Here is a 23,409-nt window from a genome sequence, read left to right on the forward strand (position 1 = left end):
CGTGTCGCCCCCGATTTTTGTCCACATCGCCAAGACCGCCGGGAGTACGTTGCGGACCCTGATCACCGCCAACTACCCGCCGGAACAGATCCTCGCGCTGAATGGAGACCCCAAGGAGGTGCTCAGGGCCGCGGCCGCCCATATGGGCCGGGTGGAATCCTTCGGCCTGGTCTATGGCCACACACCCTACGGTACTCACCGCTTCCTTGGCATCCGGCAGCCGCGTTACTTTACCGTCCTGCGCGATCCCGTGGACCGCTTCCTGTCGGACATCGCCCACGCAGTCCGTCATGACGACCACACATTCCATGGTGCCTTGGCCGAACCTGGGCTTTCCCGCGACCAGATCATCGGCCGGGCGCTCGACATCAACTACTTCCGCAACACGATGGTGCAATTCGTCAGTGGCGCGTTCACCACCGAGACGATCGCCATGAGCCACCTCGGTGCGGCCATAGACAACCTGTGGAGCAGCGACTTCGTCGGTATCGCCGAGGACTTCAGCACATCCCTGCTGCTCATGGCCAGGAAGCTCGGCTGGCGGCGCGTGGTGCCGCAGAAGGCCAATGTGCGCCCGGGCGCCAAGGAGCCGGTTCCGCCCGAACTCAGGGCGCGGCTGGAGCGGGCGCTGGCCTACGACTGCATGCTCTACGCGGTGGCCCGCGAACACCTGGCCCGAAGCCGGGCGGCGCATGGGATGCTGCTCCAGGAGGCGGCGGCGCAGCTGGACGAGCTGATCGCCATGCAGGAGGTCGAGCATCCCGATGTCCAGTTCCAGACCTACCAGGTCGGGCAGGAACACGGGGTCCGACTGGACCGATACGACGCGATGATCCTCAAGGGATCGCCACTCTTCCGCTGGATGCAACCATGAGCACCACGATCCCGCTCTCCGCGATGACAGCCCGGCGCTGCGAAGCGTGCGGCGGAGAAGACCAGGAACCGATCCACCGCCAGCACTTCCTGTTCCCCGGCCTCGCCCAGCCCGTCCACTACGATGTGGTGGCCTGCCGCGGCTGTGGCTTCGCGTTCGCCAGCGACATCCCGGACCAGTCCGCCCTGGACCGCTTCTACCGGGATTCCGGCCACCACCTGCATGCCGAGCTTCCTCCGGGCCTGCAGCGCATCCACGCCGAATTCTTCAGGTTCGTGCGGCAGCATGCCGGGCTGGAGCCGGATGCGCCCATCCTCGACATCGGCTCGGGCATGGGCCATTTCCTGAGTCATTTCCAGGCCGCCGGGTTCCGTTCGCTGCAGGGCGTGGAACCCAGCCAGGCAGCGGTGGACCTGGCAGATCGCGTCTACGGCCTGCAGGTCCATGCCTCCACCATCGACTCTTTCGCCCCATCCACCCCATTCGCGCTCGTCACCCTGTGCGGGGTGCTCGAACACATCGCGGACCTGCGCCACAGCATACGCAAGGTGTCGGCCCTGCTCGGGGACGGCGGGCTCGTGTTCCTCGCGGTACCCGACGCGCCCACCTTCGGCCGGACTGCGCCGACCGAACCGTTTCTCGAGTTCGCCCTCGAGCACATCAACTTCTTCAGCGCCACCAGCCTGGACAACCTGATGCGCGCGGCCGGCTTCGAACAGGTCGCCGTGACTTCGCAGCACAACGACTTCTACGACAACAGCTACCTGCTCGCGCTGTATCGCAAGACCGCAGGAACGCGCGCAGGACGTGTCCGCGACGAGGCGACGGCGCCCAGCCTGCGCGCCTATGTCGAGCTCTCCCGGCAGGAATTGCGTCCCGTCGAAGCGCTGGCCGCGCAGTTGGTGGCGAGCCGGGAGCCGTTGCTGATCTGGGGCGCGGGCGGATTGACCAGCCGCCTGCTGTGCGACACCTGCCTGGGCCAGGCGAACATCATCGCCATAGTCGATCGCAACACCGACCTGCATGGCCGGCAGTTGATGGGCGTGCCCATTGAGGCGCCGGATTCGATCCGCGCTCGCCCGGGCATGACCGTCCTCATCGCCAGCACCACCTACGCCACCGAGATCCGCGCCATGCTGAAGGAGCGGTACGCATGGCAAGGGCGCATCATCAGCCTGAATCCGGGAGCGGATGCATGAATCCGCTCGTCCAACTCAGGCATGCGCACGAGGCCGGGACAACCGGAAAGCAGGACTATATCCAGGCCGCGCATGCCTGGCATTCCCGGCTCTGCAGCTACCCGGCCTTCCTCGAGGCCACCGACGTGGAAGCGATCAGCATCCGTCCGGACGGCGTGTTTGTCCGCTCCCGCTCCCAGCAGGTCGAATTGGCGCTGGATCCCGACGACCAGCACCTGGTGCCGTGCACCCTGATGAATTTCCGCCAGTACGAAACCCTGGAAACGGAATTCCTCAAATCGCTCGTGCGCGAAGGCTCGGTAGTGCTGGACATCGGCGCCAACTGCGGATGGTATTCCCTGGCCCTCGCCCGGCATCGCGCGAGCGCCAGCATCCACGCCTTCGAACCGATTCCGCATACCCATGCACTGCTGATGCGCAATGTCGCCCACAACAGCCTGGGCAACATCCATCCGCACCGCCTCGCGTTCTCGGACCAGGAGGCGGAACTGGAATTCCTGCACACCCCGCAATGCTCCGGCGCCACCTCTCTGCTCGCCGCCGGGCAACCCGTGCCTGCCGCGCAGCTTGAACGGATCCGCTGCCCCGGCACGACCCTGGACGCCTTCTGCGCCTCGCACGGACTGGCGCCGGACATCATCAAATGCGACGTGGAGGGCGCCGAACTGATGGTGATGCGTGGCGCCGGGCGGATCCTGGAAGCGCACAGGCCCGCCATCCTGATCGAGCTTCTGCGCAAGTGGTCGCAGCGCTTCGGCTACCACCCCAACGATGTGGTGGCCCTGCTCGCCGGGTACGGCTATCGGGCCTATACCCTGCACGCCGGCGGCCTCGAGCCCTGCACCGGCATCGATGAGGAAACCCGGGAAACGAACTTCGTCTTCCTGCACCCGCACCAGTACCAGGAAGGCCTCGCTGCATGAGCGTCTACGCCCCCCCCCTTACCGTCGCCCTGCTCACCTACAACCGCAGGCATTACCTCAAGGAGGCACTCGATGCCATCCTGCGGCAGAGCTACCGCGACTTCGAACTCCTGCTGCTGGACAACTGCAGCACCGATGGCACGGCCGAGTATGTGCTGGGCCTGGACGACCCGCGGATCCGCTACGTCAGGAACGCGGCCAACAACTGCACCGTCACCTTCAACTGCCTGTCGGCCTACCACCTGGCCATCGGCCAGCGGGTGATCGCCACCCATGACGACGACATCATGGAGCCGGACATGCTGGAGCGGCAGATGCGCTTTCTCGACCGGCATCCGGAGGTCAGCCTGGTCTGGTGCAGGGTCAGCGACATCGACCAGGACGGAAAGGCCATGCCCCAGGCTTCAGGCTCGGAGGCCGACCAGGTCTTCGCGCCGGGGGAATATGTCGCCGATTTCCTGAAGACCCGCCGCTGGCCGATGCCCAGCGGCGTCATGCTTGACCGCAAGGCCCTGCCCAAGGGGTTCAGCATCGAGCGCTACCTTCGGCCCAGGGAAACCGATGGCAATGCCATGGACACGGCGGGCATAGCCGACGTGCTGTTCCCGGCGCGGGTCAACCAGAAGCATGCGATCGGCTACATCGGTCAGCCCCTGCTGCGCCGACGGATCCATCTGCGCCAGTTCTCGCATGCGGTCAGCATCTCGCGCCCCGGCATCCCGCTGTATCGCCGACTCGAGCGGATCGCACGCGGGGTCAAGGGCGCCAGGCCGGAGGTGGCGAGCTTCAGGACCTTCGTGCACCGCTTCGATATACAGGAAGCGGTGACCATGACCGAAGAGGACAGGATCGCCCCCCCCACATCGAGGCGACTGCTCCGGATCGTACGCAGGCTGGCCGCGGTCGCGGACGGTGGCGCCTACGCTGCGCCGGGCGCACGCCTTGCGGGCCTGCCCCTGTTCCTGCTCAGGAACCTGCTCAGCCCCGGCGGCGAACTGGAAGCGTTGCAGGGCCTGGATGCCACGGGCTACGACAGCGCCACCCGCACGATGCTGATCTGGGCAGAACGGCTTCGCCTGGATCCCGGGACCAGCATGCTCAAGCCACTATCCGGCAGGCGCATCGTCATCTTCGGAAGCGCGTTCATCGCGGCACTGCTGATCCTGGAGGCGCGCAGGCACGGCTACCATGTCGCCTGCTGCGTGGATTCGAACATCACCCGGCAGGGGCGCAAGCTGCTGGGCGTTCCCATACGCGCTCCCGAATGGCTGCGCGAACAGGCCGGGCCCGACGACGTGATCATCATCAGCTCCGAGCGCGACCACGAGCACTACATCGAGGCGGTCATCCGCCAGTTCCTGGACGTGCCCGCACGGCTGCTTTCGTGGAAGGAACTGCTCCATCGGCCCGCCGGCCGCGTTCCCGCGGCGGTCGTTCCGATCGACCTGGCCGTAACGGCATGAGCTGCACCGGCGGCGGACCTGGGCACGTGCGCCGTTGCCTGACCTGCGCGGACGGCAGCCGATGATCGACTGGACCGGAATCGCGGGTGGCCGATGCCCGGGGCGCCCCTGGCGGATCGGCGTCGCCGGCTTCGCCTTCAAGGGCCAGTCGGTGTTCCTGCTCTCGGACGCGGACTGGGCCCGGCTGTCGGCGAGCATGCCGCTGGAGCCTTTGCAGCAGTACGGCCGGGGCAATGGCCTGCTGTTCGAACGCCTGGCAAGCGCAGACACCGCCGGCCTCGACGGCGTGCTGCTGTTCGTCCCCGGGCGCAGCGACCAGCCGCTCGTGGAACTGGATGCGGGCATCCGCCGCTACCTCGTGCTGACGGGGCCGAACCAGCGTGAATGGATCGCCGAGCCGGACAGGTTCTCCAGGCTGTTCGTGCCGGCCAAGCTGCCGCCGTACGCGGAGCAGACGCTCTACCTGAACCCGCACGTCCTCCGGGACGAGGCCGCCACCGATCCATCCGGATGGCCCATCGCCCGCGCCGCCAATGACCGGGACCATTCCCGGCATTTCAGCCGTTCGGCGGACTTCCTTATCCATCGCATCACCTCGGCCATCGCCGACGATGCCGCCAGCCAGCGCAACTCCAGACCGCTGCTCAGCGTCGTCATCCCGACCTACAACTATGGCCGGTTCCTGCACCAATGCGTGACGTCGGTGCTGGAGCAGGGGTTGGACGACATCGAAATCCTGGTCCTGGACAACGCGTCCAGCGACCAGACCCCGGAGGTCATGCGCGCGTTCGCCGCGGATAAGCGCGTGCGCTACATGCGTAACCGCTACAACTACGGCCCAGGGTTCAACTGGGGCAACGGGCTGATGGTGGCCTCGGGGCACTACGTCACCTTCCTGTCCGCCGACGACTACCTCAAGCCGGGCCATCTGCCCCGGCTCCTGGACGTGTTGCAGGCACACCCCGAAGTGGCGGTGGGCTATACCGGGATCGAATGGGTCGACGCCGAAGGCCAGCCGCTGCGGCAACCACGCCACCCGGGCTACCGCGACGGCGACTACGTGGGCGGACGCAACGAGGTGGCGGACCTGCTGATCCACGACAACTACCTGGCGCCATCAGCGGTGATCTTCCGGCGCCGGGCCCTGCGCCAGACCTGGCAGCCGGTACCCAACGGCGGCGGCGGAGACTGGGACATGGCCATCCAGATGGCCGCCCGCTTCCCCGATTTCGCCTATCTGGACGAGCCCGGGGTCTGCTACCGGTGGCACGGCGCCCAGCATTCGCAGCAGTCGTTCTATGCTTCCAGCGCGCCGCTGCGGGACCACCTGGCGATCCTTGAAGGCGTGTTCGAGCGCGACGCCCAGGACCGGCTTGCGGATCGCGAGGCCGAGGTCGCCCGCCATCTGCAGCGGCGCCTGGCGCTCTATCCGAAGGAGCGGAACACCGGGCTGGGCACGCGTGCCCTGGCCATGATCGATCGCCTGCACGTCCTGGCCGAGGAGAGCGCCGCGCCGCTGTTTTCGGTGGTGGTCACGACCTGGAACCGTCCGGCGCTGCTCGCCGATGCGCTGGACAGCCTGCAGGCACAGACCTGCACCGATTTCGAGGTGGTGCTGGTCAACGACTGCGGTCCGCCCGTGGAACACCTGCTGGAAGGGCGCAGGTTCCCGGTCACCTACCTGCGCCGGGGCCGCAACCAGGGGCCGGCGGCCTGCCGCAACGCCGCCCACGCATTGGCGCGTGGACGCTACCTGGTCTACCTGGACGACGACGACCTGTTCCTGCCGGACCACCTGCAGGTGCTGGCCGCCGCGATCACCACCGCTCCGGACGCCGTGGTCTACAGCGATGCCGTGTTCGTGAGCGAACGGGTCGAGGACGGCAGGCGCGTGGCCATCGCCGAGGAGCGCCGCTACCTGCACGATGCCTGGTCTCCGCAACAGCTGGCGGTGGACAACTACATCCCGATCAACACCTTCGCCTGGCCGCGCGCCCTGGCCGCGCGCGTCGGCGGCTTCGACGAACGCCTGGCGGCACTGGAGGACTGGGAGTTCCTGCTGCGCCTGGCCGCCCACGCCCGGTTCGTGCACGTGCCGCGGGAAACGGTGCAGGTCCGCATGCGGGTGTCGGGCGACGTCCGCCGCTCGGATCAGGCGTTGGCCGACTACCCGGCGCTGTACCGCGAGATCTACGCCCGCCACCCGGATCAGGGCGAGGAGCAGGTCAGGGCCGGGCGTGCCGCCCAGCTCAAGCGCCTGGGCATATCTGTCGTGGCCGAGGCGCTGGAAGGCTGGCGCGCGGCCAGGCTGCCGACATCGCGGCAACGCCAGCTCGCCCTGGCGGTTCTGCCGGGCGCGAGCGGCCTGGGGACGGTAGGGGTGCTGCTGCTCGATCGCCACGGCGACCAGGCCGCGGTGCTGCGCACCCTGCGCAGCCTCCACGATGGCGAGGGACTTTCTCCACCCATGGCGGTGCGCCTGCTGCGCGACTCCCATGCACCGCACCCGGTATCCGCCGAGGACGGCGACACCGGTGATGGCGGGCCTGTCGTCGAGCGGGTCGCGTTGGCCTGGCCCGAGGGCCAGGCCGATGCGGTGCTGGCCCAGGCCACCGCCGGATGGGACGTCGACTGGTTGATCGTGGTCGAAGCCGGGGCCGAGTTCAGCGCGGGTGGCAGGCACCGGCTGGCACTGGCACTGGCCGAAGCGGCGCCCGACCTGCGTGCCCTCTATGCCGATGCCTGGTACCGGGACCCCGAAGGGGCACTGGCGCCGGTGATGCGTCCGGACCCCGACATCGACCTGCTGCGGGGCAACCCGGCGATGATGGCTGGCCACTGGCTGTTCAGCCGCAGGGCGATGGAGGCGGCCGGCGGCTTCGATTCCGCGGCGGCCGGCGCCGTCGAACTGGACCTGATCCTGCGCCTGGTCCAGCAGGGCGGCATGGCCGGCATCGTCCACCTGCCCGAGCCGCTGCTGACCTGCGCGCCCCCGGTGATCGACCCGCCGGCCCAGCGTGCCGCCCTGCTCCGCCACCTGCAGTCGTGCGGATATGGATCCGCGTCGGTGGCCGATGCCGGCCCGGGCCTGTATCGCGTCGACTACGGCCACGACCATTCGCCCGCCGTTTCGATCGCCGTGGTGATTTCGACCGATACCGCGCTGGCCGCGCTCGAGCGCTGCGTGGTTTCGATCCTGGAGCACAGCAGCTACCAGCGCTATGAACTGCTGCTGCTGGACAACGGCGCTCGTGCCGAACTCGGCCAATGGCTTGACCAGGTCGAGGCACTGGCCGGCGGCAAGGTGCGCGCGTTCCGCCTCGATCCGCCGTTGCCGCACGCAGCCGCCTGCAACCTGGCGGCCAGCCAGGCCGCTGGCGAGTTCCTGCTGTTCCTGCGTCCGGACGTGGCCGTGGTCCAGGCCGACTGGCTGGAGGCGCTGCTGAACCACGGCCTGCGTCCCGAGGTGGGCGTGGTCGGCGCCAAGACCGTAGATGGCGAAGGCCGGGTGACCCATGCCGGCCTGTTCCCCGGACTGCTGGCGAGCGGCGGCCGTGCCTTCGCCGGGCTGGCCATGGACGCTCCCGGGTACATGGGCAGGGCTCAGGTTACGCACCGGTGCACGGCGGTATCCGACGCGTGCCTGCTGGTGCGCCGGGACCTGTTCATCGAGCTGGACGGCTTCGATCACGCCGCCTTTCCCGAGGCAGGTGCCGACGTCGACCTGTGCCTGCGCGTCGCCGCACACGGCAACCGGGTGCTCTGCACGCCACAGGCGCTGGTGCTGCACCAGGCCCCGGTGCTGCCCTGGCCGGAACCGGCGCAGGACGCCCTGCTGGAACGCTGGCTGCCGGCCATCGCCCACGACCCGGCCTACAACCCCAGCCTGCGCCTGGATGTCCCCGGCGGCTTCCGCCTGGGCGAATCGGACTTCTCCTGGCGTCCCCTACCCGCCGGCACCCTGCCGCGGATCCTGGCGCAACCCGCCGACCCCTGGGGCAGCGGCCACTACCGGGTGATCCAGCCGTTCCAGGCCCTGCGCGACGCCGGCCTGGCCGAGGGCGCGCTCTATGCCACTCTCCTCGACCCGGTCGAACTGGCCCAGATCGACCCGGACGTGGTGGTGATGCAGCGCCGGGTCAGCGAGGACGACATCGCCCGGATGCGGCGCATGCGCCGCTTCTCCCGCGCCTTCGCCGTCTACGAGCTGGACGACTGGCTGCCGAACCTGCCGCTGAAGAACGCCCATCGCGCCGATCTGCCGGCCGACATCGTCCGCTCGCTGCGCGCCGCCCTGGCCCAGGTGGACCGCTTCGTGGTCGCCACCCCGGCCCTGGCCGAGGCCTTCGCCGGATACCACGAGCGGATCCGGGTGGTGCAGAACCGGCTGGAACCCGGCCTCTGGGGCTGGCTCCCCGGTGCCCCCGCGCGCGCCATTACGGAACGCCCCCGGGTCGGCTGGGCCGGCGGCCTCAGCCACGACGGCGACCTGGAGATGATCGCCGACGTGGTCCGCGAGCTGGCCGGCGAGGTCGAGTGGGTGTTCTTCGGCATGTGCCCGGAGCGGCTGCGGCCGTACGTGAAGGAGTTCCATCCGGGCGTGGACTTCCATGCCTATCCCCGCGCCCTGGCCCTGCTTGGCCTGGACCTGGCCCTGGCGCCGCTGGAGGACAACGCCTTCAACCGCTGCAAGAGCCACCTGCGCCTGCTCGAGTACGGGGCCTGCGGCTACCCGGTGGTCTGCTCGGACCTGGAGCCCTACCGCGGCGACCTGCCGGTGACCCGGGTCCGCAACCGCTACAAGGACTGGGTCGGGGCCATCCGCCAGCACCTGGCCGAGCGCGAGGCCACGGCCGCCGCCGGACAGGCCCTGCGCGAGGCGGTGCGGCGCGACTGGATGCTGCAGGGGCCGGCGCTGGAGGAGTGGCGCGCGGCCTGGCTGCCGGACTGATCTCCGCTCCCTTGTAGGAGCCGGGCTTGCCGGCGACCATGGCAGCGGATACACCATTGGCACCCGGTTTCATGCAGACGTATCCGCCATGGCAGTCGCCGGCAAGCCCGGCTCCTACAGGCGACCATGGCGGCGGATACACCACTGGCACCCGGCTTCACGCAGACGTATCCACCATGGCGGTCGCCGGCAAGCCCGGCTCCTACAGGTCGCGGCGGAAACCCGGCACCGTTCCGGCACGCGGCTTGCATCGTCCACGGCCAAGACCGGCATGCCGCCGGGGGGCCCTCCATGACCGACTCGATCAGCTCCGTCCTGTCGCAGATCCGCGCCTACCAGAGCCAGCTGGGCCAGGCCTCGCGGGCCGGCGACGTGGCCCGCAGCGACACGGTCCAGGGCCTGGCGGGGATGCGCGAGGCCGGCCTGGGCGGTACGGTGTCCGGGCCCAGCTTCAGCGACACCCTGCGCAACGCGCTGGACGGCGTCAGCCAGGCCCAGGCCAAGTCCGGGGCCCTGCAGGCGGCCTTCGAGCGCGGCGAGCCCGGCGCCGACCTGGCCCGGGTGATGGTCGCCTCGCAGCAGGCCTCCGTCGCCTTCCGCGCCACCGTCGAGGTGCGCAACCGTCTGGTACAGGCGTACCAGGACGTCATGAACATGCCGCTGTGATCCGGGACTGAACCACGATGGCAATCACGCTTTCCAAGGAATCGCTCAACCGCGAGCAGGCCACCGAAAAGGCGGCGCAGGCGATGGTCAAGCTGCAGGACATGCAGCTGGGCCGCAAGCTGGGGACGATGCTGATGATCGCCCTGGCCGTGGCCGCCGGCCTGTACGTGTTCTTCTGGTCGCAGAAGCCGGACTACAGCCCGCTGTACACCGGCCTGGACCCCAAGGCCACGGCCGAGGCCACCGATCTTTTGCGCGCGGCCAACATCCCGTTCAAGCTCGACCAGGCCACCGGCGCGATCTCGGTCCCGGAGGCCCACCTGCACGACGCCCGGCTGAAGCTGGCCGGCTCGGGCCTGACCGACAGCGGCCGCCTGGGCTTCGAGCTGATGGAGCGCGACCCGGGCTTCGGCGTCAGCCAGTTCGTCGAGAGCGCCCGCTACCAGCACGCGCTGGAGACCGAGCTGGTGCGCACCATCGCCACCCTGCGCCCGGTCCGCGACGCCCGCGTCCACCTGGCCATCCCCAAGCCCTCGGCCTTCACCCGCCAGCGCGAGGCGGCCAGCGCCTCGGTGGTGCTGGAGCTGCGCTCCGGCGCCCTGCTCGAGCGCAACCAGGTCGACGCCATCGTCCACCTGGTCTCCTCCTCGATCCCCGACCTGGCCCCGGAGCGGGTCACCGTGGTCGACCAGAACGGGCGCCTGCTCAGCAGCAGCAACACGGACAGCGAATCGGCCCTGAGCGCGGCCCAGTTCGAGCAGGTCCGCCGCCAGGAGACCTCCTACAACCAGCGCATCCGCGAACTGCTCGAGCCGCTGACCGGCCAAGGCCGGGTCAACGCCGAGGTCACCGTGGACATGGACTTCTCGGTCACCGAGGAGGCGCGCGAGCTGTTCAACGGCGAGCCGCCGAAGCTGCGCAGCGAACAGGTGAGCGAGAACAGCAGCAATGCCGAGGGTCCGCAGGGCATCCCCGGCGCGACCAGCAACCCCCCGCCGGGCGCGACCGCGCAGGCGGCCCAGGCCCAGGCGGCCCAGGCCGCGGCCCAGCCGCAGGGCGCGGCCGGCGCCACCCCGGCTCCCGCCGGCGCCCAGGCTGCGGCCGCGGCCGCGCCGAGCGAGACCTCGCGCAGCGCCACCCGCAACTTCGAGCTGGACCGCACCCTGCAGCACACCCGCCAGCCGGCCGGCCGGATCAGCCGGGTCACCGCCGCGGTCCTGATCGACCACGTGCCGCGCCCGGGCAAGGACGGCAAGAACGCCCTGCAGCCGCTGAGCGCCGACGAGATCAAGCGGGTCGAGGACCTGGTCCGCCAGGCGGTCGGCTTCGACGCCGCCCGCGGCGACGTGGTCTCGGTGGTCAACGCGCCCTTCATCCGCGAGACCGGCGAGCCGGTCGAGCCGGCCAAGTGGTGGGAGGACCCGCGGCTGCGCGACGCCCTGCGCCTGGTGCTCGGCGCGGCGGTGGTGCTGGCCCTGCTGTTCGGCGTGCTGCGCCCGGCCCTGCGCCAGATCGCCGGCCCGGCGTCGGCCCGGGACCGGCACCGGCACGCGGCCGAGGAACAGACCGCCGAGGTCTCGCTGGTCGACGACGACATGCCGGCCCTGGCCGAGGACAGCGCCCAGCTCGGCCATGGCCCGCGCCAGCCGATCGCGCTGACCTCCAACGCCTACGAGGACCGCCTGCGCAACGCCCGCGAGGCGGTGAAGACCGACTCCAAGCGGGTCGCCCAGGTGGTGAAGGACTGGTTGGGCAATGAAGCAGCCTAATAGCCAAGACGAACTGACCGGCGTCCAGCGCGCCGCGGTCCTGCTGCTCTCGCTGGGCGAGAACGACGCGGCCGAGGTGCTCAAGCACATGGGCGCCAAGGAAGTGCAGAAGCTGGGCCTGGCCATGGCCACCATGAGCGCGGTCAGCCGCGAGCAGGTGCTGCGGGTCATGGACGATTTCGAGGGCGCGCTGGACAAGCAGACCTCGCTGGGCGTGGGCGCCGACGACTACATCCGCAACGTGCTGATCCAGGCCCTGGGCGCGGACAAGGCCTCCAGCCTGATCGACCGGATCCTGCTCGGCCGCAACACCACCGGCCTGGACACCCTGAAGTGGATGGACCCGCGCGCGGTGGCCGACCTGGTCCGCAACGAGCACCCGCAGATCATCGCCATCGTGCTGTCGCACCTGGACAGCGACCAGGCCGCCGACGCGCTCAAGTTCCTGCCCGAGCGCACCCGCGCCGACGTGCTGCTGCGGATCGCGACCCTGGACGGCATCCCGCCCAACGCGCTCAACGAGCTCAACGAGATCATGGAGCGCCAGTTCGCCGGCAACCAGAACCTGAAGTCGTCCAACATCGGCGGGGTCAAGGTCGCGGCCAACATCCTCAACTTCCTGGAGACCGGCCAGGACCAGTCGATCCTGGGCGCGATCTCGCAGGTGGACGCCGAGCTGGGCCAGCGCATCCAGGACCTGATGTTCGTGTTCGACGACCTGGTCGAGCTGGAGGACCGCGAGCTGCAGACCCTGTTGCGCGAGGTTTCCGGCGAGCGCCTGGGCATCGCCCTGCGCGGCGCCGACGTCAAGGTCCGCGAGAAGATCACCCGCAACATGTCCCAGCGCGCCGCCGAGATCCTGCTCGAGGACATGGAGGCGCGCGGCCCGGTGCGGCTGTCCGACGTGGAATCGGCGCAGAAGGAGATCCTGACCATCGTGCGCCGCCTGGCCGATGAGGGCGTACTCACCCTCAGCGGCGGTGGCGGCGAGGAGCTGGTATGAGCGGCGTCGTGCGCTGGCTGGCCCCGGACCTGGGCGCGGCCCCGCCGCCGGCGGCCTCGTCCATGGCCGACGTGCCGCTGCCCAAGCCGCCGACCCTGGAGGAGATCCAGGCGATCGAGGACGCCGCCCGCGAGGAGGGCTACCGGGAAGGCCTGGCCAAGGGCCACCAGGAAGGCTTCGCCCAGGGCCAGGCCGAGGTCCGGCGCCTGACCGCGCAGATCGAGGGCATCCTCGACAACTTCACCCGGCCCCTGTCCCGGCTCGAGGACGAGGTCAGCGCCGCCCTGGGCGAGCTGGCCGTGCGCATCGCCGGCAGCCTGATCGGCCGCGCCTACGACGCCGACCCGGTGCTGCTCTCGGACCTGGTGGCCGAGGCCCTGGATGCCGTCGGCGGCGCCAGCCGCGAGGTCGAGGTGCGCCTGCATCCGGACGACATCCAGACCCTGGCGCCGCTGCTGGCGCTGGTGTCCGGCGCACGCCTGGTGCCCGATCCCAACCTCGGCCGCGGCGACCTGCGGGTGCATGCCGAGGCGGTGCGGATCGACGGCACCCTGGAAGCGCGCCTGCGCGGCGCGCTGGAAACGGTGATCCACAAGGCCGGAGCCGGCGCATGACCCCGCCTCCCCCGCCTGCTTCCGCCACCCAGGCCGTTCCCGGCGCGGTCCCGGCCGACTGGCTGGCCGCGCGCAACCTGCGCCTGGCCACGCGCCTGGGCGCGATCTCGCTGGATGCCGGCAGCGGACGCGGCCTGATCCGCGAGGGCATCCTGCGCCGCGCGGTCGGCCTGACCCTGGAGGCGACCGGCTGCGAGGCGCCGATGGGCGCCACCTGCAAGGTCGAGGTCGCCGACGGCGGCTGGGTCGAGGCCGAGGTGGTCGGCTTCGCCGGCGAACGCACCTCGCTGATGCCCAGCGCCGAACTGCACGGCCTGCTGCCCAACGCCCGGGTGGTGCCGGTGCGCCGCCGCGGCGGGGTCGAGGTCGGCGAAGGCCTGCTCGGCCGCGTCATCGACTCCGACGGCGTGCCGCTGGATGGCCGCGGCCCGGTCCGCGCCGAGGGCAGCGCCGGCATGGCCGGCGTGGCCATCAACCCGCTGGCGCGCGAGCCGATCACCCAGCCGCTGGACGTGGGCGTGCGCGCGATCAACGCGCTTTTGCCGATCGGCCGCGGCCAGCGCGTGGGCCTGTTCGCCGGCTCGGGCGTGGGCAAGTCCACCCTGCTGGGGATGATGACCCGCTACACCGCCGCCGACGTGATCGTCGTCGGCCTGATCGGCGAGCGCGGCCGCGAAGTGCGCGACTTCGTCGAGACCACCCTGGGCGAGGAGGGCCTGCGCCGCGCGGTGGTCGTGGCCGCACCGGCCGACCGTCCGCCGTTGGCGCGCCTGCACGGGGCCTACCGTGCCACCGCCATCGCCGAGTGGTTCCGCGACCAGGGCCTGAACGTGCTGCTGCTGATGGACTCGCTGACCCGCTTCGCCCAGGCCCAGCGCGAGATCGGCCTGTCGGTGGGCGAGCCGCCGACCACCCGCGGCTATCCGCCGAGCGTGTTCGCCAAGCTGCCGGCGCTGGTCGAGCGCGCCGGCAATGGCGCGGCCGGGCGCGGCTCGATCACCGCCTTCTACACCGTGCTGACCGAGGGCGACGACCCGCAGGACCCGATCGCCGACGCCGCCCGCGCCATCCTCGACGGCCACATCCTGCTCTCGCGCCGGATCGCCGACGCCGGCCTGTACCCGGCCATTGACGTCGAATCCTCGGTCAGCCGCGTGGTCCAGGACATCGCCGACGACACCTGGCGGGCTCGCATCCGCGCGCTCAAGCGCCTGATCTCCGGCTACAACGCCAACCGCGACCTGATCGCGATCGGCGCCTACCAGCGCGGCGCCGACCCGGTGGTGGACGAGGCCCTGGAGCGCTGGCCGGAAATCGTCGAATTCCTGGGGCAGGACGTGGCCCGCGCCGCCGACCTGCTCCACAGCCGCGACGCGCTCGCGGCCCTGTTGCAACACAAGGAGAACGCCGCATGATGCAGTCACGCCGCATCGACCCTTTGCTGCGCCGCGCGCAGGAGCACGAGGATGCCGTGGCCCGCGAGCTGGCCGAGCGCCAGCGCGCGCACGAACTGCAGGAGTCGCGCCTGGAGGAACTGCGCCGCTACGCCGACGAGTACGCCTCCAGCCAGCTGGCCGCCACCAGCCCGGCGCAGCTGGCCAACCGCCGCGCCTTTCTTGACCGCCTGGAGAGCGCGGTCCAGCAGCAGAGCCTGACCGTGGACAGCAGCCGCGAACGCCTGGAGGCCGAGCGCACCCGCCTTTTGCTGGCCAGCCGCGACAAGCAGGTGCTCGAGCAGCTGGCCGCCAGTTACCGCGCCCAGGAACGCAAGGTGGACGAGCGCCGCAGCCAGCGCGAGATGGACGACCTCGGCGCGCGCCGGGTGCGCGCCGCGCAGCAGGCCGGCGAGGCCGAGGGAGAACCGCGTTGAACATGTCCGCGATCGCCAGCGTGGTCCCCTCCGCCGCGCCGGCCCCCGCTGCCGGCGGTGCTTCCGCCACCGGCGGCAGCGACGGCGACAGCTTCTCGCGCCTGCTCCAGGGCGGCGGCAACGAGGGCGCTCCCCAGGCCGGCAGCGCCGGTTCGGCGGCGACGGACAAGGCCGGCGCCCCGCGCCGCGCCGTCCAGGGCGGACGCGAGGATGCCGGCCAGCAGGCCGCGTCGGGCGATGCCGGCAAGCGCGCCAAGGCCGATCCCGCGGCCGAGGACACCACTACGCCGGCAGCCGGCGAAGCCGACGGCCAGCGCCAGGCCGCCGCATCCGAGGATCGGGGCGAGGATGCTCCCGCCGACGGCGGCTGGCCGCCGCCCGGCCTGGCCAGCCTGCTGGGCCCGGCTCCGGCTACTGCTACGGTCGCGACCGCTCCGGTCGCCGCGGTCGCCACCGCGCCCGTCGTCGCCAATGCCGTCTCTCTGCCGGCCGCCGACGCACCCGCGCTCCCGGCCGCGCCCGAGAACCCGCCGGTCGACGGCCAGGCCGGCGGCCCCGCCCCGCCGGCGGCATTGCTCGCCAATCAGGCCGTTTCCGGTGCGCGGACCGATCCGGCCTCCGTCGGCGCGCAGGCCGGCCAGGCCGAAGCGCTGTCGCCGTCCGCAGCGCTTCCCCTGCCCGCTTCGGTCCTTTCCGGCAGCGACACCCCGGCCGCGCCCACGCCTGTGGACAGCGGCCTGCAGGCGCTTGCCACCACCCTGGATGCCGCCGCCGCAGCCGCCGATCCGGCCGATCTGTCGGCCTTCCAGCTGGCGCTGCAGAACGCGGCGCCGGCGCCGGCGACCACCGCCACTCCCACCACGCCGCCGCTGGCGGCTCCCAACGCACCTGTCCCCAACCTGCACGGAGGCGCCTTCGCCGACGAGATCGGTACCCAGGTGGAGTGGCTGGCCGGGCAGAAGATCAGCCACGCCCAGATCCGGATCTCGCCCGAGAACCTGGGGCCGGTGGAAGTGCGGCTGAAGCTGGACGGCGACCGGATCAGCGCCGACTTCAGCAGCGCCCAGCCGGAAGTGCGCCAGGCGCTGGAAAGCGGCCTGCCGCGCCTGCGCGAGATGCTCGGCCAGCACGGCTTCCAGCTGGCCCATGCCGGGGTCGGCCAGCAGTCGCAGTCCTCCCAGGGCCAGGCCGGCCAGACCGGCGGCGCGGGCACGGGGACCGGCAACGGCGAAGAAGGCGATGCGGCCTCGGCCGAAGCCACGCCTGCGTCCGGTCGCACCGTCCTGCGCCGCGGCCTGGTCGACGCCTACGCCTGAGCCCGGCCGTCCGCGTCAAATCCCCGCCGGGGCTCCGGCACGCGGCTTGCATCCTAGGCGGGGCAACCCTCAGGAGACCGCCGCGTGGCCGCCGCTGCCGACAAGACGTCCAAGACCGCTCCCGCCAAACCCGCCGGCAAGAAGGGCGGCAGCAAGCTGCCGCTGATCATCAGCGCGGTGGCCGTGCTCGCCGCCGGTGCCGCCGGCGGCGGCTGGTACCTGACCTCGCGCAAGGCCGCCGAGGCCGAGCACGCCGCCGCCGAGGCGGCCAAGCCCAAGCTGCCCGCCCCGGCCCAGTACCTGGCGCTGGAGCCGCCGTTCGTGGTCAACCTCAACGGCGGCGCCGATGGCCCGCAGTACCTGCAGGTCGAGATCCAGCTGATGACCCGCGATCCGGCCGCGCTGGCCGACCTGGAGCGCCATGCCCCGGCCATCCGCGCCAAGCTGCTGATGCTGCTGGCACAGCAGACCTCGCAGAGCATCGCCGACCGCCAGGGCAAGGAGAAGCTGCAGGCCACCGCCCTGACCGAGGTGCAGAAGCTGATGCGCACCGAGACCGGCAAGCCGGCGGCCGAGGCGCTGCTGTTCACCAGCTTCGTCACCCAATAAGGCCGAGGGCCTCGCCATGATCAACGACCTGCTGTCCCAGGACGAGATCGACGCCCTCCTGCATGGCGTGGACTCGGGCGCGGTCAACACCGAGCCGGAGCCGGCCGACCCCAACGTCGCCCGCAACTACGACTTCGCCAGCCAGGACCGGATCATCCGCGGGCGGATGCCGACCCTGGAGATGGTCAACGAGCGCTTCATCCGCCTGTGGCGGATCGGCCTGTTCAACCTGATCCGGCGCTCGGCCGACCTGTCGGTGCGCGGCATCGACCTGATCAAGTTCGGCGACTACATGCACTCGCTGTACGTGCCGACCAACCTCAACCTGGTCCGCTTCAAGCCCCTACGCGGCATGGGCCTGATCGTGTTCGAGCCCAAGCTGGTGTTCTCGGTGGTGGACAACTTCTTCGGCGGCGACGGCCGCTACCCCACCCGGATCGAGGGCCGCGAGTTCACCCCGACCGAGATGCGGGTGATCCAGCTGATGCTGCGCCAGACCTTCACCGACCTGGTCGAGGCCTGGGCGCCGGTGATGAACGTGGAGTTCGAGTACATCAACTCCGAGATCAACCCGCACTTCGCCAACATCGTCACCCCGCGCGAGTACGTGGTGGTCAGCCGCTTCCACGTCGAGCTCGACGGCGGCGGCGGCGAGGTCCACGTGACCCTGCCCTATTCCATGCTCGAGCCGATCCGCGAGCTGCTCGACGCCGGCATCCAGAGCGACCGCATCGACCGCGACGAGAGCTGGAACACCACCCTGCGCGAGCAACTGCTGGACGCCGAGGTCACCGTGTCCAGCGTGCTGGCCGAGAAGCGCATCGACCTGCGCCAGCTGACCCGGCTGAAGGTCGGCGACATCCTGCCGATCGAGCTGCCGCCGCAGATCCCGGTCTGCGTCGAGAACATCCCGGTGTTCACCGGCCAGTTCGGCCTGGCCGGCGGCCGCAACGCCGTGAAGATCACCCAGACCCGTCCGCCCGGCGCGCCCACGCCGCGCCTGCCCGTCGTCATCGAGGACAACCCCGCATGAACCCGAACGAAGAATCCGACGCCAGCCTCGCCCAGTTCGACGCCCTGCAGTCCGACGCAGGCGCCATCGGCACCGACCTGAACCTGGACGTCATCCTCGACGTGCCGGTGACCCTGTCGCTGGAGGTGGGCCGCTCGCGCATGCCGATCCGCAACCTGCTGCAGCTCAACCAGGGCTCGGTGATCGAGCTGGAGCGCGGCGCCGGCGAACCGCTGGACGTGTACGTCAACGGCACCCTGATCGCGCACGGCGAGGTGGTGGTGATCAACGACCGCTTCGGCGTGCGCCTGACCGACGTGGTCAGCCCGAGCGAGCGGATCCGGAGACTGCGGTGATCGCACTGCTCGCCAGCGCCGCGCCTGCCGCCGCCCAGGCGGCGCAGCCGGTCGCGCGGGCGACCGTGCAGGCCGGCGCGCCCGCCCCGGCCGGGCCCGGCCTGTTCGGCGCGTTCTTCGCCCTTCTGCTGGTGCTGGGCCTGATCGTCGGCCTGGCCTGGCTGCTGCGGCGCCTGCCCGGCAGCGGCTTCCGCCCGGCCGACGGCCTGAAGGTGGTGGCCAGCCTGCAGCTGGGCGCCAAGGAGCGCGCGGTGGTGGTGGAGGTCGGCGGCCGCCAGCTGCTGCTCGGGGTGACCCCGGCCGGTATCTCCCGCCTGCACGAACTGCCCGAACCCTTGCCGCCGGTCGAGCCGCCGAAGCTGCCCGACCTGAAGAACCTGCCCAACTTCGCCCAGCTGCTGGCCCAGCGGCTGCGCAAGGACTCCTGAGATGCTGTCCCGCCTGCTTTCCCCGCCGCTGCCGCGGCTGCTGCTCCTGCTGGCCGTGATCACGCTGGCCTGCATCCCTGCGCTGGCCCTGGCCGCCCCGGCCGGTGCGCCGGCGGTGCCGGCGCTGCCCAACGTCAACGTCGGCCGGATCGGCGACGCCCCGGTGAGCGTGCCGCTGCAGACCCTGCTGCTGATGACGGCCATCACCCTGCTGCCGTCCCTGCTGCTGGTGATGACCGCCTTCACCCGGATCATCATCGTCCTGGCCCTGCTGCGGCAGGCGCTGGGCACCGGCCAGACCCCGTCCAACCAGATCCTGGTCGGCCTGGCCCTGTTCCTGACCGCGATGATCATGCTGCCGGTGTGGCAGAAGGCCTGGGACGCAGGCTTCGCGCCCTACCTCAACGGCGAGATGGATTTCCGCACCGCCTGGGACCTGGGCACCGCGCCCCTGCGCGGCTTCATGCTCGCCCAGGTGCGCGAGACCGACCTGATGACCTTCGCCGGCCTGGCCGGGCACGACACCTACAGCGGCCCGGAAGCGGTGCCGTTCCCGGTGCTGGTGGCCTCGTTCGTCACCTCCGAGCTGAAGACCGCGTTCGAGATCGGGTTCCTGATCTTCATCCCGTTCGTGATCATCGACATCGTGGTCGCCTCGGTGCTGATGTCGATGGGCATGATGATGCTCTCGCCGATGCTGATCTCGGCGCCGTTCAAGATCCTGCTGTTCGTGCTGGTGGACGGCTGGGTGCTGACCGTCGGCACCCTGGCCGCCAGCTTCAACGGGGTCTGAGCCGATGACGCCCGAACTGGCCCTGACCGAACTGCGCCGCGGCCTGGAAGTGGCCTTGTGGGTCGGCGGCCCCCTGCTGGTGGCAGTGCTGGTGGTGGGCGTGGTGGTCGGCATCGTCCAGGCCGCCACCCAGCTCAACGAGCCGACCATCGCCTTCATCTGCAAGGCGGCGGCGCTGACCGCGGCGCTGTTCGCGATGGGCAGCTTCCTGCTGGCCTACCTGGTGGACTACACCACCGCGCTGTTCCAGCGCATCCCGCACCTGATCGGCTGAGCGCGGCGCGACGTGGACCCGGCAACCGCCATGGTGATCGACGGCCAGCAGGCCTTCGGCATGATCGGCACGGTCATGTGGACCATGCTGCGCACCGGGGCGATGCTGATGGCCATGCCGCTGATCGGCACCCGGGCGATCCCCGTGCGGATCCGGGTGCTGATGGCCGGCACCCTGGCGATGGCGATCGCACCGATGCTGCCGCCGCCCCCGGCCGGCCACGGAATCGATGCGGCCACCGTGCTGGCGGTGGCCAAGGAACTGGCGCTGGGCGTGGCCATGGGCTTCGCCCTGCGGCTGATGTTCGAGGCCGGCGCGCTGGCCGGCGAGATCGTCTCCCAGGGCATGGGCCTGGCCTTCGCGCAGATGACCGACCCGCTGCGCGGCACCAGTTCGGGTGTGGTGGCGCAGTGGTTCTACCTGGCCTTCGGCCTGCTTTTCTTCGCCAGCGACGGCCATCTGGCGATGATCGGCCTGCTGGTGCGCAGCTACCAGGCCTTGCCCGTCGCAGCGGCCTGGCCGGACCCCACGGCGATGCTCGGCGCCATCCCCGGCCTGTTCAGCCTGGTTCTGCGCGGCGGCCTGCTGCTGGCATTGCCGGTGATGGTGGCGATGCTGGCGACCAACCTGGCCTTCGGCGTGCTGGCGCGGGCCGCGCCGCAGCTCAACCCGATCCAGCTCGGCCTGCCGGTGGCGCTGTTGCTGGGCCTGTTCCTGCTGGCGGTGCTGGTGGAGCAGATCGGCGGCCCAGTCCAGGGCCTGTTCCAGTCCGCGTTCGACGCGGCGGCGCGTGTGGCCACGCCGTAGGACGGAGTGGCGCCGGCCATGCGTCCACGTACGGACGCAACACCCGGCCGGATCGGTCAAGACCCGGCCCGCCGGGCCGATAGCTCCCGATGAGCCGTTCCTTCCCCCGCGGCCAGGAGTGCCGCCGATGCCGCCATCGCCCGGAGCCGGGGTATCGGATCCCGCACCGCCCGCCGGCGCCACCGGCTTCCCATCGCTGCCGGGCGGCCGCATAGTGGCGACGGCGAGCATCGGCGCGACAGGGGGCGTGATGCAGACGTGGACGTGGCGCGACACCCGCAACGCGAGCCTGATCGCGCTGGCCTGCTTCGTCCTGCCGTTTCTCCCCATTCCCTACTGGCCCACCTTCAAGGAAGGCGGCGCCGTGGCCAACCTGGCCAACCTGCAGTGGGGCCTGTTGCTGGCGCTGGCCATGCTCAGCCCGCGCAAGGCCTACCTCCGGATCGGCTACCTGGCGCTGTTCGTCTCTTGGTCGGTGCATGCGGTGGACCAGGCCGCGCCGGGCGACGGGTTGTGGACGGTGCTGCGTTCGTTGCCGCTGTACCTCCTGATGTACGGCTGGACCGTGCTGTGCGCGCGGGCCATGGGCTGGCCGCGGCCGCCGGGCCAGGCCCGCATCCGCCAGAGCGACATCGTGCCCTTCGGCGCGATCGCCTTCATCGTCTATCCACTGGGCTGGGCGGCGACTCACCTGGCTTCAAGCTATCTGCTGGGTCCGGACCCCGACCTGGCCTTCGTGTACGACCAGGCGATGCGGGTCGGCTTCTCGCGCTTCTTCGGCGTGCTCTGCCTGACCCTGCCGATCCTGCTGTTCGTCACCGGCCGCCACGAACCGGCGCCGATGCCCAGCCGCATGCCGTGGTGGGAAGGCTGGCTGCTGGGCAGCTACTTCATCCTGCTGGCCGCGTTGCTGTGGGCGCTGCCGACGCACGCGTCGCATCCGCTGGCCGGGCTGATCGAGCAGCGCTTCATGCTCGCCGCGCTGATGGTCTGGGCGGTGCTGCGCCTGCCCTGGCGCTGGTCGGCGCCGCTGATCGCCGCGGTCACCCTGCTGCTGGTGTACCTGGTCGGCGTCGGCACCCGCGCCGGCCTGCGCGCCGACGCCCTGCACCTGCTGCAGATCGGCTTCGAGATGAGCGTGCTGCAGCAGCTGATGGTGCTGACCCAGGTGATCGGCCGCGACAACCGCCGCGCGGTGCTGCGCCTGGCCGAGGAAAGCCGCCGCGACGGCCTCAGCGGCGTGCCCAACATCAACGCCCTGCGCCACGACATGGCCACGCGGGCCGCGCCGCCGGCCGAGATCGGCTGCCTGGGGATCGAGAACCTGGACAACCTGATGGCCGGTTTCGGCCTGCCGGCGCAGGAGGCGCTCACGGCCGCCATCCACGGCCACCTGCAGCCGTGGGTGCGGGCCTACACCCTGGGCATGGGCCGCTTCGTGCTGGTACCCGACGCGGACAAGACCTCCTGGCAAGCCCTGCTCTCGCAGATCGAGAACTTCGAGTTCCGCTACGCCGACGCCCAGGTCCGGATCGAGCCGCACCTGGGTGTGTCGCCGCTGCGCGACGCCAGCCCCGAGGCGCTGGAACTGGCCCTGCACGCGGCCTACGGAGCGATGAAGGAAGCCCGCCAGAACGGCGAGACCGCGCCAGTGTTCGCCCGCGACGGCGGCGACCCGGCCGCCCTGCGCGCCTCGCTGCAGACCCATTCGCTGGCCCTGTCGCTGCTGCGCCGGCGCCAGCTGGAACTGCACGTGCAGCCGATCCGGCGCACCACCGGCGACGGCGCGGCGATGGGCGAGATCCTGTGCCGGCTGCGGCTGGACGACGGCCGCCTGCTGATGCCGCGCGACTACATGGACGAGCTGGAGGCCAGCCGTGGCGTGGTCGAACTGGACCGGGCGGTGGTGGAGACGCTGCTGCCATGGCTGGAAGCCAACCGCGAGCGCATGCCGTACCAGCGCCTGACCGTGAACCTGACCGGGCGCAGCCTGGTCTCCGGGCAGTTCCGCAACTGGCTGCTGTACCAGCTCGACGCGGTGCCCGGCTGCGCCTCGCGGCTGTGCTTCGAGATCACCGAACGGGCCATCACCGGCGGCCTGTCGCAGGTGCGGCCGCTGCTGGACGGCCTGGCCCAGCGCGGCTGCCTGGTCGCCCTGGACGACTTCGGCACCGGCATGCAGAGCTTCGAGCGGCTGCAGCAGCTGCCGATCCACCTGGTCAAGATCGACGGCAGCTTCATCCGCAACATGGTCGACAACCCGCGCGACCGCGACCTGGTCCGGGCCATGGTCACCATCGCCCGCGCCTACCACGCCGAGACCGTGGCCGAGTACGTGGAGGACGCGCAGATCCTGGCCGAGCTGGGCCAGTTGCAGGTGGACTGGCTGCAGGGCTACCACATCGGCCGCCCGCGGCCGCTGGCCGAGCTGGACCTGGACGCCGCTCCGGCGCTGGCCTGAGTACCACACGGTCGTCGCCTG

Annotated in this window: 20 protein-coding genes; all 20 read left to right on the forward strand. The window is 70.8% G+C overall.

Translation table 11 applies throughout. The features are described 5' to 3' along the window. Position 1: 1 nt before the first annotated feature. The 20 genes from CSC62_RS11955 to CSC62_RS12050 all read left to right on the forward strand — a co-directional run bounded on the left by CSC62_RS11955 (position 2) and on the right by CSC62_RS12050 (position 23,388). Positions 2-874 carry a sulfotransferase family 2 domain-containing protein gene (locus CSC62_RS11955; protein WP_162406636.1) on the forward strand — a complete coding sequence of 291 codons (873 nt, stop codon included), beginning with the start codon at positions 2-4 and terminating at the stop codon, positions 872-874. Next, entirely contained in the window at positions 871-2,073 is a 1,203-nt protein-coding gene (locus CSC62_RS11960) for a class I SAM-dependent methyltransferase (protein ID WP_211368991.1), read from the forward strand. Before CSC62_RS11955 ends, CSC62_RS11960 begins: the two co-directional genes overlap by 4 nt. Continuing rightward, a complete protein-coding gene (locus CSC62_RS11965) occupies positions 2,070-2,996 on the forward strand; it encodes an FkbM family methyltransferase (RefSeq protein ID WP_162406638.1) in 927 nt (308 codons plus the stop codon). Before CSC62_RS11960 ends, CSC62_RS11965 begins: the two co-directional genes overlap by 4 nt. Further along, complete coding sequence (locus CSC62_RS11970) at positions 2,993-4,459, forward strand: glycosyltransferase family 2 protein (RefSeq protein ID WP_162406640.1); 1,467 nt, start codon at positions 2,993-2,995, stop codon at positions 4,457-4,459. The genes CSC62_RS11965 and CSC62_RS11970 overlap by 4 nt, the downstream gene beginning before the upstream one ends. 61 nt (positions 4,460-4,520) lie before the next feature. Then, positions 4,521-9,410: a glycosyltransferase gene (locus tag CSC62_RS11975; protein ID WP_211368992.1), complete on the forward strand. Its 4,890-nt coding sequence runs from the start codon at positions 4,521-4,523 to the stop codon at positions 9,408-9,410. A gap of 291 nt (positions 9,411-9,701) precedes the next feature. Further along, complete coding sequence (fliE, locus tag CSC62_RS11980; protein WP_162406642.1) at positions 9,702-10,076, forward strand: flagellar hook-basal body complex protein FliE; 375 nt, start codon at positions 9,702-9,704, stop codon at positions 10,074-10,076. A gap of 17 nt (positions 10,077-10,093) precedes the next feature. Further along, positions 10,094-11,845 carry a flagellar basal-body MS-ring/collar protein FliF gene (gene fliF / locus CSC62_RS11985; RefSeq protein ID WP_162406644.1) on the forward strand — a complete coding sequence of 584 codons (1,752 nt, stop codon included), beginning with the start codon at positions 10,094-10,096 and terminating at the stop codon, positions 11,843-11,845. Positions 11,846-11,858: 13 nt separating this feature from the next. Next, positions 11,859-12,848 (forward strand): flagellar motor switch protein FliG, encoded by a 990-nt coding sequence (gene fliG, locus CSC62_RS11990; RefSeq protein WP_246194398.1) that lies wholly within the window; start codon positions 11,859-11,861, stop codon positions 12,846-12,848. Beyond that, positions 12,845-13,462 carry a FliH/SctL family protein gene (locus CSC62_RS11995; RefSeq protein WP_162406648.1) on the forward strand — a complete coding sequence of 206 codons (618 nt, stop codon included), beginning with the start codon at positions 12,845-12,847 and terminating at the stop codon, positions 13,460-13,462. The genes fliG and CSC62_RS11995 overlap by 4 nt, the downstream gene beginning before the upstream one ends. Further along, a complete protein-coding gene (locus CSC62_RS12000) occupies positions 13,459-14,877 on the forward strand; it encodes a FliI/YscN family ATPase (protein ID WP_162406650.1) in 1,419 nt (472 codons plus the stop codon). Before CSC62_RS11995 ends, CSC62_RS12000 begins: the two co-directional genes overlap by 4 nt. Then, positions 14,874-15,332: a flagellar export protein FliJ gene (fliJ, locus tag CSC62_RS12005; protein WP_162406652.1), complete on the forward strand. Its 459-nt coding sequence runs from the start codon at positions 14,874-14,876 to the stop codon at positions 15,330-15,332. The genes CSC62_RS12000 and fliJ overlap by 4 nt, the downstream gene beginning before the upstream one ends. Before the next feature lie 2 nt (positions 15,333-15,334). Continuing rightward, positions 15,335-16,648 carry a flagellar hook-length control protein FliK gene (locus CSC62_RS12010; RefSeq protein WP_162406654.1) on the forward strand — a complete coding sequence of 438 codons (1,314 nt, stop codon included), beginning with the start codon at positions 15,335-15,337 and terminating at the stop codon, positions 16,646-16,648. An 84-nt stretch (positions 16,649-16,732) separates the two neighbouring features. After that, positions 16,733-17,257, forward strand: coding sequence for a flagellar basal body-associated FliL family protein (locus CSC62_RS12015; RefSeq protein ID WP_162406656.1), 525 nt, complete (start codon positions 16,733-16,735; stop codon positions 17,255-17,257). Between the two features lie 16 nt (positions 17,258-17,273). After that, entirely contained in the window at positions 17,274-18,290 is a 1,017-nt protein-coding gene (gene fliM, locus CSC62_RS12020) for a flagellar motor switch protein FliM (protein ID WP_211368993.1), read from the forward strand. Continuing rightward, positions 18,287-18,625, forward strand: a complete 339-nt coding sequence (gene fliN / locus CSC62_RS12025; protein WP_162406658.1) for a flagellar motor switch protein FliN — start codon at positions 18,287-18,289, stop codon at positions 18,623-18,625. The genes fliM and fliN overlap by 4 nt, the downstream gene beginning before the upstream one ends. After that, on the forward strand, positions 18,622-19,053 hold the full coding sequence (gene fliO / locus CSC62_RS12030; RefSeq protein WP_162406660.1) for a flagellar biosynthetic protein FliO: 432 nt from the start codon (positions 18,622-18,624) through the stop codon (positions 19,051-19,053). Before fliN ends, fliO begins: the two co-directional genes overlap by 4 nt. Position 19,054: 1 nt before the next feature. Beyond that, positions 19,055-19,846, forward strand: coding sequence for a flagellar type III secretion system pore protein FliP (gene fliP, locus CSC62_RS12035; protein ID WP_162406662.1), 792 nt, complete (start codon positions 19,055-19,057; stop codon positions 19,844-19,846). 4 nt (positions 19,847-19,850) lie between these two features. Further along, positions 19,851-20,120 carry a flagellar biosynthetic protein FliQ gene (locus CSC62_RS12040; protein WP_162406664.1) on the forward strand — a complete coding sequence of 90 codons (270 nt, stop codon included), beginning with the start codon at positions 19,851-19,853 and terminating at the stop codon, positions 20,118-20,120. 12 nt (positions 20,121-20,132) lie between these two features. Then, the gene (gene fliR, locus CSC62_RS12045) at positions 20,133-20,927 is read left to right on the forward strand and encodes a flagellar biosynthetic protein FliR (protein ID WP_162406666.1); all 795 of its coding nucleotides are present in this window, start codon (positions 20,133-20,135) and stop codon (positions 20,925-20,927) included. A 250-nt stretch (positions 20,928-21,177) separates the two neighbouring features. Continuing rightward, positions 21,178-23,388, forward strand: coding sequence for an EAL domain-containing protein (locus tag CSC62_RS12050; RefSeq protein ID WP_162406668.1), 2,211 nt, complete (start codon positions 21,178-21,180; stop codon positions 23,386-23,388). Positions 23,389-23,409: the final 21 nt, after the last annotated feature.

The sequence above is a fragment of the Pseudoxanthomonas jiangsuensis genome (genome assembly GCF_010093185.1).
GTDB classification, from domain to species: domain Bacteria; phylum Pseudomonadota; class Gammaproteobacteria; order Xanthomonadales; family Xanthomonadaceae; genus Pseudoxanthomonas; species Pseudoxanthomonas jiangsuensis.

Excerpts from the sequence above, each read along its gene's own strand:
- fliN (WP_162406658.1), top strand. The coding sequence starts at position 18,287 with ATGAACCCGAACGAAGAATCCGACGCCAGCCTCGCCCAGTTCGACGCC.
- CSC62_RS12010 (WP_162406654.1), top strand. The coding sequence starts at position 15,335 with ATGTCCGCGATCGCCAGCGTGGTCCCCTCCGCCGCGCCGGCCCCCGCT.
- CSC62_RS12040 (WP_162406664.1), top strand. The coding sequence starts at position 19,851 with ATGACGCCCGAACTGGCCCTGACCGAACTGCGCCGCGGCCTGGAAGTG.
- CSC62_RS11995 (WP_162406648.1), top strand. The coding sequence starts at position 12,845 with ATGAGCGGCGTCGTGCGCTGGCTGGCCCCGGACCTGGGCGCGGCCCCG.
- CSC62_RS11970 (WP_162406640.1), top strand. The coding sequence starts at position 2,993 with ATGAGCGTCTACGCCCCCCCCCTTACCGTCGCCCTGCTCACCTACAAC.
- CSC62_RS11975 (WP_211368992.1), top strand. The coding sequence starts at position 4,521 with ATGATCGACTGGACCGGAATCGCGGGTGGCCGATGCCCGGGGCGCCCC.
- CSC62_RS11960 (WP_211368991.1), top strand. The coding sequence starts at position 871 with ATGAGCACCACGATCCCGCTCTCCGCGATGACAGCCCGGCGCTGCGAA.
- fliM (WP_211368993.1), top strand. The coding sequence starts at position 17,274 with ATGATCAACGACCTGCTGTCCCAGGACGAGATCGACGCCCTCCTGCAT.
- CSC62_RS12050 (WP_162406668.1), top strand. The coding sequence starts at position 21,178 with ATGCAGACGTGGACGTGGCGCGACACCCGCAACGCGAGCCTGATCGCG.
- CSC62_RS11965 (WP_162406638.1), top strand. The coding sequence starts at position 2,070 with ATGAATCCGCTCGTCCAACTCAGGCATGCGCACGAGGCCGGGACAACC.
- fliF (WP_162406644.1), top strand. The coding sequence starts at position 10,094 with ATGGCAATCACGCTTTCCAAGGAATCGCTCAACCGCGAGCAGGCCACC.
- fliE (WP_162406642.1), top strand. The coding sequence starts at position 9,702 with ATGACCGACTCGATCAGCTCCGTCCTGTCGCAGATCCGCGCCTACCAG.
- fliJ (WP_162406652.1), top strand. The coding sequence starts at position 14,874 with ATGATGCAGTCACGCCGCATCGACCCTTTGCTGCGCCGCGCGCAGGAG.
- fliP (WP_162406662.1), top strand. The coding sequence starts at position 19,055 with ATGCTGTCCCGCCTGCTTTCCCCGCCGCTGCCGCGGCTGCTGCTCCTG.
- CSC62_RS12000 (WP_162406650.1), top strand. The coding sequence starts at position 13,459 with ATGACCCCGCCTCCCCCGCCTGCTTCCGCCACCCAGGCCGTTCCCGGC.